The sequence below is a fragment of the Hydrogenobaculum sp. genome (assembly GCF_049967395.1).
In the GTDB taxonomy this organism is placed as follows: domain Bacteria; phylum Aquificota; class Aquificia; order Aquificales; family Aquificaceae; genus Hydrogenobaculum.
In genome coordinates this window covers 1-4518 of sequence record NZ_JBMFST010000071.1, presented here as the reverse complement: position 1 = coordinate 4518, position 4518 = coordinate 1, and the positions used below count along the sequence as shown (strand labels likewise).

Sequence of the window (4518 nt, the reverse complement as noted above, 5' to 3'; positions counted from 1 at the left end):
CTTGATTCATCGGCAGTCCAATTAAAATCTTTCAATATGTTTATAAGACCATGTACCCTTTCTTTTCTGCTGTTACCGTAAAAGTGAGATAAGTTTTCTTCTTTTTCTTCTGCAAAAAATAGCTCATCTGATATTTTAGCTCTTTTGCTTTCATTTCTTGAAAAGCCATCTACATAATCTTTTTCTTTGTCAAGGCATTCAAACAACCCACCGTTTATAAAAGGTATATTCTTAAAAAGCTCTTGAAATTCTTGATATTTTATAAGCAAAAACTTCTCATATCTAAAAAGTGTTTTAACATCATAGTTTGACCTGTTTTCTATAAACCCTTTATCTAACGCCCAGCCTCTTTCTTTGCTTGGTTTGTTTAAAGTAGCAAAGAACAGATTTTGCAATACTACGTTGTAAAAGTAGTTGCCCTTTCCAAAGTCTTTTACTATATTCTTAAGTTTTTCTTCAGAAAATAAGTCTTCTGGTATCAAACCCCTTTCTTTTAAAAACCATACAAACACAAGCCTTGTAATAAGCCTTATGAGATTCTCTTCTTTTTTACCACCAGGAAACCATACTAAATCATCTTTTAAAGCCCACGCATACCAGTTTTCTATCTTGGTGTAAAACTCTTTTGTAAGAGGCTGTCTTGAGAAAGCTTCCTTTATACTCTCAAAATCTTCAAAACCAGCTTCTAATATTTGCTTTAAAAATGTCCTATTTGGTTTACGTTTTTCTACAAAAAATGTGTATCTTTTGAAACTAGAATAAACCCTCTTTGCTTCAGGTGTTACATTTGAAAATATCAAAGAAAACCTAAAATTTCCATTTTCATCGTAAAATACGAAAATCCCACCGTCTATGTGAAGTTGTTTCAAAAATATTTTAGCGACCTCAAATTGATTTTTTTTGCTAGTCCTCTCTTTAAGCTCTTTTGAGCTTTTTATAGCAAAAACTCTAAAATCTATCTTTACATCTTTGTCTTTAGAAAGAGGCAAATTTATACTTGCAACTTCTAATATATTTTCAAAATAATCTTCATAATTTTTTGGTATTTCATATAATACTGATTTATCGCTGAAATCTTTATTTTTTAAGACAATTAGTTTTTTTAAGTTTTCTATTGAAAAATCTTTTATCAAATTAGAAAGCGATTCTCTTATAAGCTCCTCTTTTGCCATTAGATCCTCCTATTTTCTATAGCTATTATTATATCCTCTTCAAACTTGTTAAGTTTTTTCTTTGTCCTTGACAAGAAATCCTCTCCTATTTTTTCTTTTAGTTTTTCTATATCTTTTATAAGAGTTTCTACGTTGGTGAGATTCCAGTTTGATATTTCTGATACTGCGTATTCTGACAGGGTATCGTAGTCTTTTATTGCAGTTTTTAAATCTTCTACAAATGTTTTATAGCTTTTAAGCTTTTCGTTGTCAAGCATCAATATCTTGGATAGGATATTTAGAGCCTTTTCTTTTGTGTTTTGATTTCTTGAGCTCAATTCAAGTTTAACTTGATTTACCATCTCATCGTAATGTTTCCAAAATGCCTCTGAAAGCTCTATACCTTTTGTATCTTTACTGCATTTTATCTTCTCATACACCGATTCAAAAGGCACTGCCTTTGATGTCTTGTCTTGAAGATCTTTGTAGTTTACAAACAAGTCCCTTCCTCTTTTTATAAAAATTAGAATCTCATCATCTATGCTCTTTTTAGCAACCTTTATCCTACTAGGTAGATTGTCTAAACGCTTTAAAACACCAGGATTTTCTTTTTGTATTTGCTGAAGTTCTTTATAAACTTTAGAAAAGAAACTTTCTTCTTGTTCCTCTGAGAAAGTATTTATCTTCCTGTATAAGCCTGCTGGTTGGGGTTCTTCATCTTCGCTAAAAATCTTGGCATCTTCACCAAGGATATTGTGTATCATAAACATCTTTAGCTGGGCTACTTCCCTTGATTTTACTATGTCTGCTCCTCTTTCTGTTGGGAAGAAATTTACTATATATATTTCGTTGTAAACTTTTTTACCTATACGGTTTATCCTACCCACCCTTTGGATTACCTTAACCGGGTTCCAAGGTATGTCGTAGTTTATAACAACGCCGGCTCTATTTAAACTAAAACCTTCAGATAGTTTATCTGTTGCAAGGAGAATTTTATACCTATCCCTTTGGTTTTTATACTGAGCATCAAAATTTTCGTATATGCTCTCTACAACATCGGCAGTTAGATTTCCAAAAGCTGGCAAAAGTATATCTTCAAATTCTTTGAGTTTTTCTTTTATAGCTTTTGCAGTGTCAAGATATTCTGTAAAGATTACAACCTTCCTACCTTCTTTAATATATTCATTTATTATCTCTTTTAGTTTTTGCACCTTTGGGTCTTTCTCTACAAGATTTAGCTTTTGTGCTTTTTGTATAAAATCATCAAAAAGCTCTATATCTTTTTTTATATCTTCTAGAAAAGCTTTACCATTATCTTTCAGGTTTTTTAGTTCGTATATTTTAGTATTTTTGCTGTTGTTATTTTGGGAGGCAATCTCTTCTTCATATTGTATAAGTTTTTTAAAACCTTGTTCCTCATCTTCTTCTAAAAGCTCTAAAACATCCTGAAGTCTTTTTCTATCCAAAATGTATTTACCAGTTTTCTCTACAAAAGACAACGTTCTTTCGCTCGCTGATCTTATATTTTTCACAGTGCTTACAAAAGCGTCAAAAGAGCTTTCAAACCTTTTTACAATAAGTCTTCTCATCATGTTGTATAGATTTTTTTGGTATACAGATTCTTTGTTAGGTGTATTGTCGTCTAATTCTTCATAGTCTATTTTATAGCTTTTTTCATATCTATCTGGGAAATATATGGCACCTGTAAATTTCCCGCCTTTATCAAAAGCTTCCAAAGAAGATATAACGTAATCGTAAAATTCCAACTGTTTATCGTCTAGCTCGTAGAATACCTCTTTTGGGTCTTTTACTTCTGGGAAATCAATATGATCGCCATAATACTCTAAATCAAGTCTGTTTCTTCTTATTACTACAGGTTCTATTTCAGATCTTATATTTTGTGCTATTGATTTTATCTCGTTGTCTACTTTTTTAATGTCAAAGCCTTTTGTATTGAAAAGGTCTTTGTAGTATTTTAGAGATTGCTTTCTTTGTTGTGGTATAACGGAATTGTGATATCTTTTAATGTAAGAGAGTTTTGTAAACTTTTGATGATATTCAGAAAATTTAGATGAAAGATCTCCACCATATACTATCGTTGATTTTTTAGGTATCGTAAAGAGTTTAAGCATAGAAAATATATCAGAAGGTTTGTTGTTAAAAGGAGTAGCAGAAAGAAGTATAACCTTTTTACCTCTACAAATCTCAGATAAGTAAAAATAGCTAGCGGTTTTCTCGTTTCTAAACCTATGAGCTTCGTCTACTATCACAACTTCTATATCGTCATTTTCTCTAACAAACTCTAACGTATCTTCCAGTTTACCCAAAGAGCGCACTTCCCAGCCTATTAGACCAAAATCTTTTATATATTTTCTCCATCCATAAAAACCGTTTTCGTCTCCTGCCAGATGAGGTGGACATATCACTATGCCTCTTTTTTTTAGGGCTTTTGCCACCATAGAAGCAATAACGGTTTTACCAAGCCCCACCACGTCAGCTATGATAACACCTCCATGAGCTTCGAGCATAGCAATGGCCTGAGATACCGCTTCTAGTTGAAAATTATAAGGTTTATAACCTGATGTTTCCATAAAAAGTTTTAAATCTTTCTCTATTTCTTCTACCCTATGAAGATCTATATAATTTTTAAGAAGATAAACATAAGCCTCAAAAGGAGTTATTTTTCTTTTAAAAGTCTTTTGCTGGATGGCATCAATGATATCTTCAGGTTTTATCTCTAGAGAACTTTCCCAAAGCTCGTCAAAATACTTTTCGGCATCTTCAAAACCGTAATCTTTTATTTCAACATTAAATTCATATTGACCACCAAAACCAGCTCTTGTAAGGTTGCTGCTACCTGTTATGAAAAGATGTTTTATCAGCTCGTTGTCAAACTTAAACAAATATAATTTAGAATGAACAGGCTGCCTTGTTTTTCTAATTTCTAACTTTCTTTCTTCTAAAAGCTTAGTAAAAAAATCTATTTGCTCGTATATATCTTTTTTATCAGTATCTTTAGAAGTAAAAGCGTTTTGTATGCTTTTGATAAAATCTTCTCTTATGATATCTTTATCACTATCAGATTTTGCATATTCATAGATTCCGTAGCTTCCCTTATCTACATTTAAACCTACAAGTATTTTTATTGCACCTTCTTTTAGCTTGTCTTTATCTCTTAGATATGTAAAAAGCTCATACAGTTCTTGTATACCAGAAAAATAGAAAAAAGCTGTTAAAAATTTAAACTCATATGCATAATCTTTTAATTCATCAAACCTTTGTTTTAGCGTTTTCCCTGGTTCATTTGTTATAAAATAAGCCATTGTTTATATCCTATCGTTTTAAAGTTTTTCCCACTCAAATCCCA

General features: G+C 31.4%; 1 protein-coding gene and 1 pseudogene. Both read right to left on the bottom strand.

Annotated features, from left to right (window positions below; translation table 11 throughout):
- Positions 1-1172: pseudogene (locus tag ACP5S8_RS07780) on the bottom strand (Eco57I restriction-modification methylase domain-containing protein); the annotation flags it as partial.
- Entirely contained in the window at positions 1172-4474 is a 3303-nt protein-coding gene (locus tag ACP5S8_RS07775) for a helicase-related protein (RefSeq protein ID WP_461876382.1), read from the bottom strand. The pseudogene ACP5S8_RS07780 and the gene ACP5S8_RS07775, both read right to left, overlap by 1 nt.
- Positions 4475-4518 lie beyond the last annotated feature (44 nt).